Annotated in this window: 5 protein-coding genes; 1 reads left to right on the top strand and 4 read right to left on the bottom strand. The window is 73.2% G+C overall.

What is annotated here, in order from left to right; genetic code table 11:
• On the top strand, nt 1-431 hold a 431-nt coding region (locus ACY45C_RS05465; protein WP_462186558.1), incomplete at its 5' end, for an SAM-dependent methyltransferase.
• A 6-nt stretch (nt 432-437) separates the two neighbouring features.
• On the opposite strand, the gene ACY45C_RS05460 is transcribed toward ACY45C_RS05465, so the two are convergent.
• Genes ACY45C_RS05460 through ACY45C_RS05445 form a run of 4 tightly spaced genes read right to left on the bottom strand, consistent with a single transcriptional unit; the run spans nt 438 to nt 3897 of the window.
• Complete coding sequence (locus ACY45C_RS05460) at nt 438-1244, bottom strand: cobalt-precorrin-6A reductase (RefSeq protein WP_462186557.1); 807 nt, start codon at nt 1242-1244, stop codon at nt 438-440.
• A gap of 20 nt (nt 1245-1264) precedes the next feature.
• On the bottom strand, nt 1265-2098 hold the full coding sequence (gene cobM, locus ACY45C_RS05455; RefSeq protein WP_462186556.1) for a precorrin-4 C(11)-methyltransferase: 834 nt from the start codon (nt 2096-2098) through the stop codon (nt 1265-1267).
• Nucleotides 2095-2322, bottom strand: a complete 228-nt coding sequence (locus ACY45C_RS05450; protein ID WP_462186555.1) for a hypothetical protein — start codon at nt 2320-2322, stop codon at nt 2095-2097. Before ACY45C_RS05450 ends, cobM begins: the two co-directional genes overlap by 4 nt.
• A 48-nt stretch (nt 2323-2370) precedes the next feature.
• Nucleotides 2371-3897: a hypothetical protein gene (locus ACY45C_RS05445; RefSeq protein WP_462186554.1), complete on the bottom strand. Its 1527-nt coding sequence runs from the start codon at nt 3895-3897 to the stop codon at nt 2371-2373.
• Nucleotides 3898-3995 lie beyond the last annotated feature (98 nt).

Genomic DNA, 3995 nt, shown 5'->3' with positions numbered 1-3995 from the left:
TCGTGCCCGGGCTGACCGCCGCACAGGCGGTGGCGAGCCGGGTCGGGGCGCCACTCGGTCACGACTTCTGCGTGCTGTCGCTGTCCGACCGACTCAAGCCGTGGGAGGTCATCGAGCGGCGGCTGCGGGCGGCAGCCGCGGGCGACTTCGTCCTGGCGCTGTACAACCCGGCTTCCCGCACCCGTCGCCATCAGCTGGAGCGGGCCCACGAGGTGCTGCTCGAACACCGCCCCCCGGGCACGGTGGTGGTCATCGGCCGGGATGTCGGCGGTCCTGCCGAGAGCATCACCGTGACGAGCCTCGGCGCGTTCGACCCGGCCGAGGTCGACATGCGCTGCCTGCTGCTCATCGGCTCGTCGACGACCCGGGTGGTGCACCGCGGCCCCGGCCGGGACCTCGTGTTCACCCCACGTCGTTACCCGGTCACCTAGCCCCGGTCATCTAGGCCCTGGTGGTGCGACCCAGGCCACGGCGGCGTCGACATCGTCGACCGCGGTCACCCCGGGTGGCAGCGGCGGGCGGTCGACCATGACGACCGGCAGACCGAGGTCCCGGGCTGCGGCGAGCTTCGCGGCGGTCATCGTCCCGCCGCTGTTCTTGGTCACGAGGACGTCGACGCGGTGCCGGCGCAGCAGGGCGGTCTCCCCGGCGACGTCGAACGGCCCACGATCGAGGATGACGGTCAGCCGTGGCGGTACCGGGCCGGTCGGCGGTTCGACCGATCGGGCCAGGAACCAGGGCCGGTGCAGGCCGGCGAACAGGGCGAGGTCGGTTCGCCCAGTGGTCAGGAACACCCGTGGGGCCGGATCGGAATGCGGGCGCGGCCCGGGTGGGACGAACCGGTCGAGCAGAGCGACCGCGTCGGCCAGCGACGGGACCCGGCGCCAGTCGTCGCCGGGCTGCTCGCGCCAGCTCGGCCGGCGCAGGACGAGCAGCGGAACGCCGGTGGCGTGCGCGGCCTGTGCGGCATGCGTGGTCATCGTCGCGGCGAACGGGTGGGTCGCGTCGACCACCGCATCGATCCGTTCGGCCCGCAGGTAGTAGGCCAGGCCCGCCGCCCCGCCGAAGCCGCCGATCCGGATCCGGCAGGACGGTGGCAGCGCAGGCTCGCGGACCCGACCGGCCAACGAGTAGACGATCTCGATGCGTTCCGTGCCGGCGGGATCCGGGGAGCCGAGCGTGGTCGCCAGGCGGCGCGCCTCCCCGGTTCCGCCGAGCAGCAGCACACGGCATGCCCCGGTCACCGAGCCTCGGGGGCGCCCGGTCACCGAGCCCGGGGGAGGGGATCCGGGCCACGCGGCGCGGCGTTTGCCTGGGAAACCGGGGAGGCCGGGGGAACGGACGACACGCATCCGTCCGGTCCGAAGCGTTCCCGGGAGTACAGGTAGCTGTCCCGGAAACCCTCCGCGGCCAGGGCGCGACCCACGATGATCACGGCCGTCCTGGTGAGCCCCGCGGCCCGCGCCCGACCGGCGATGTCGGCGAGCGTGCCGCGCAGCACGATCTCGTCGGCCCGGCTGGCCCAGGCGACGACGGCTGCCGGGCAGTCCGTACCGTAGTTCGGCACGAGCTCGGCGACGAGCGTCTCGATACGGTGCACGGCCAGGTGCAGCACGAGGGTCGCCCCCGACCGGCCGAGGGCGGCGAGGTCCTCGCCGGGCGGCATGGGACTGGACAGCACGGCCGTGCGGGTCAGCACCACGCTCTGGGCGACGCCGGGAACCGTCAGCTCCCGGCGCAGCGACGCCGCTGCCGCGGCGAAGGCAGGGACACCCGGCGTCACGTCGTAGGCGATCCCGGCCGCGTCGAGCCGGCGCATCTGCTCGGCGACGGCGCTGTAGAGCGACGGGTCGCCGGAGTGCAGGCGGGCGACGTCGTGACCGGCGGCGTCGGCCGCGACCAGCTCCGCGACGATGTCGTCCAACGGCATCCGGGCGGTGTCGACGAGACGGGCCCCGGGCGGGCAGTGCGCCAGCAGCTCGACCGGGACGAGACTGCCGGCGTACAGGCAGACCGGGCAGGACGCGATCAGGTTCCGGCCGCGGACGGTGATGAGGTCGGCGGCGCCCGGTCCGGCCCCGATGAAGTGCACGGTCACGCCGGCCCCCGCCGGTTGTCCCCGGGCAGCTGGACGTCCCCGGGCGGCTGTACGTTCCCGGGCAGCTCGGCGGCGGGGGCGGCGGACGCTCGGCGCATGCTGCTGGGCACAACCGGGCACGCTAGCAGGACGCCGTCGGCGGCGAGCCCCCTCGGGGACGCTCCGGCACGGGCGTCGCCGGGCGTCGCGATCCGGCTCTCGCGCACCGACGGGAAGCCGGACACCGCCCTCCGGAACGTCAGAGAGACCGCGGCCGCCGCGCCGCCACCCCCTCACCGGTTGCGGCGCGGGCCGTGGCCGCGGGCCGTGACCTGCGCCGCGTCCTCGTCCCTGCCAGCGGACGCCGGCTCGGTCCGTACCGGGTCACCCGGCGACGGGTCGGGCCGCGACGGGTCGGTCGGCGTGCCGTCCTCGTCGGAGCCGGCCCGCGCGACGGTGGCCGGGGTGCCGGTGCACAGCGGCGGTAGGGTGGTCGACCCCCGAACCGTCGCGGGCCGGAAGATCCGTCGTTTCCGCCACACGAACAGTCCGGCCGCGACGGCTAGGACGCCGCGGCCGTTGATCGCGTAGAGCGCGATCCCGCCTTCGTACTGCAGGATCGCGGCCACCAGCGCCAGCAGGCCCAGGAGAGCCGCTGGATGGCGACATCCGCGCAGCGCGTACTCCAGTCGGGCGAGGACGAATCCTCCCAGAGCCGCGAGGGTCACCATCCACGGCGGACCGCCGATGGGCAGCAGCTCGCCGAGCTGGGTGGGCAGGCGGTCGAACGCGTTGGTGATCCCGTAGGTGGCGGACAGGCGCGTCTTGAGGGAACGCGACTCCAGGTCGGAATTCAGTTTGTCGGGATTGAGAAAACGCGGGACGGCGATGTTGACGTCGTTCCACAGGGTTACCGGGCCGATGGGCGGAGAACCGTCGCGGAGCCGTCGCAGGATTATCGACGGGTAGGAGTTCCCGTCCAGGCGGACCCCGAGGTCTCCCACTTCGCTCGGGTTTATCCCGCGTTCCGGATGGGTCAGACCGGCGGCCAGGGCCTGCAGGCGCTGCTTGGGACCCACGCTGTACCCGAATACCTGCCGGCCCGCGTCCGCGCGTGCCCCGTAGATGACGACGTAGGCCAGAACCACGAGCGCGACGACCGAGACGAGCTGCCGTCGGCGTATGGGAATCCCGACGATGGACAGTAGGTAGATTACCGCGCCCGCCGCTATCGCCACCGGCAGCCGCTGCCCCGCCAGTGTGTGCAACGTGCACTGGACGCCGAGTACCGGGAGGAATCCGCGGCCCTTCGTCCGCACGAGCACGGCGAAGCTTCCCAGGGCGAGGCCGACGACCAGGAACTGCGTCGCGAAGCCGCTGACGAGGTAGGGACTGCCGGTGACTGTCGAGGGGTCCGCGTCGCCGGACGAGGTGTTCCTGCCGACCGCTGTCACGGCCACCGCAGCCAGGGCCAGCGGAGTCAGGACCCGCCAGTCGAAGAAGTCCAAGACTTCCTCCCGGCGGAAACCGGTGGACGGCGGCGTGCGCTGGGTCGCGAAGCGATAACCGGAAGCGAACGCGAGCAGGGAGAACCCGACCAGAACGGTGTAGGCCGCGACGTCGGACTCCGTGGTCAACAGCCGGTTGTCACTGTAGGACGGCACCAGGACCTGCAGGACCTCCGTCACCCCGTGGTAGGCGATGGCGGCACCGACGAACATCAGCCCGAGACTGGACACGGCGCGCCGGCCCCGACCGCGAACCACCACGACCAAGGCGAGCCCCTGCAGCAGCAGGCCCAGCGCTAGCGTGGCCGACACGCCGCACCTCCGCCCGTCGTGCCGGGTACTCTCCGGGGAGCCCCGGTCCGAATGGTGACCGGCCCGGGCGACCCGAACCGCGCCATCCTTCCCGCATG

The sequence above is a fragment of the Frankia sp. CcWB2 genome (assembly GCF_977927585.1).
This window is presented reverse-complemented; position numbering and strand designations above follow the sequence as displayed.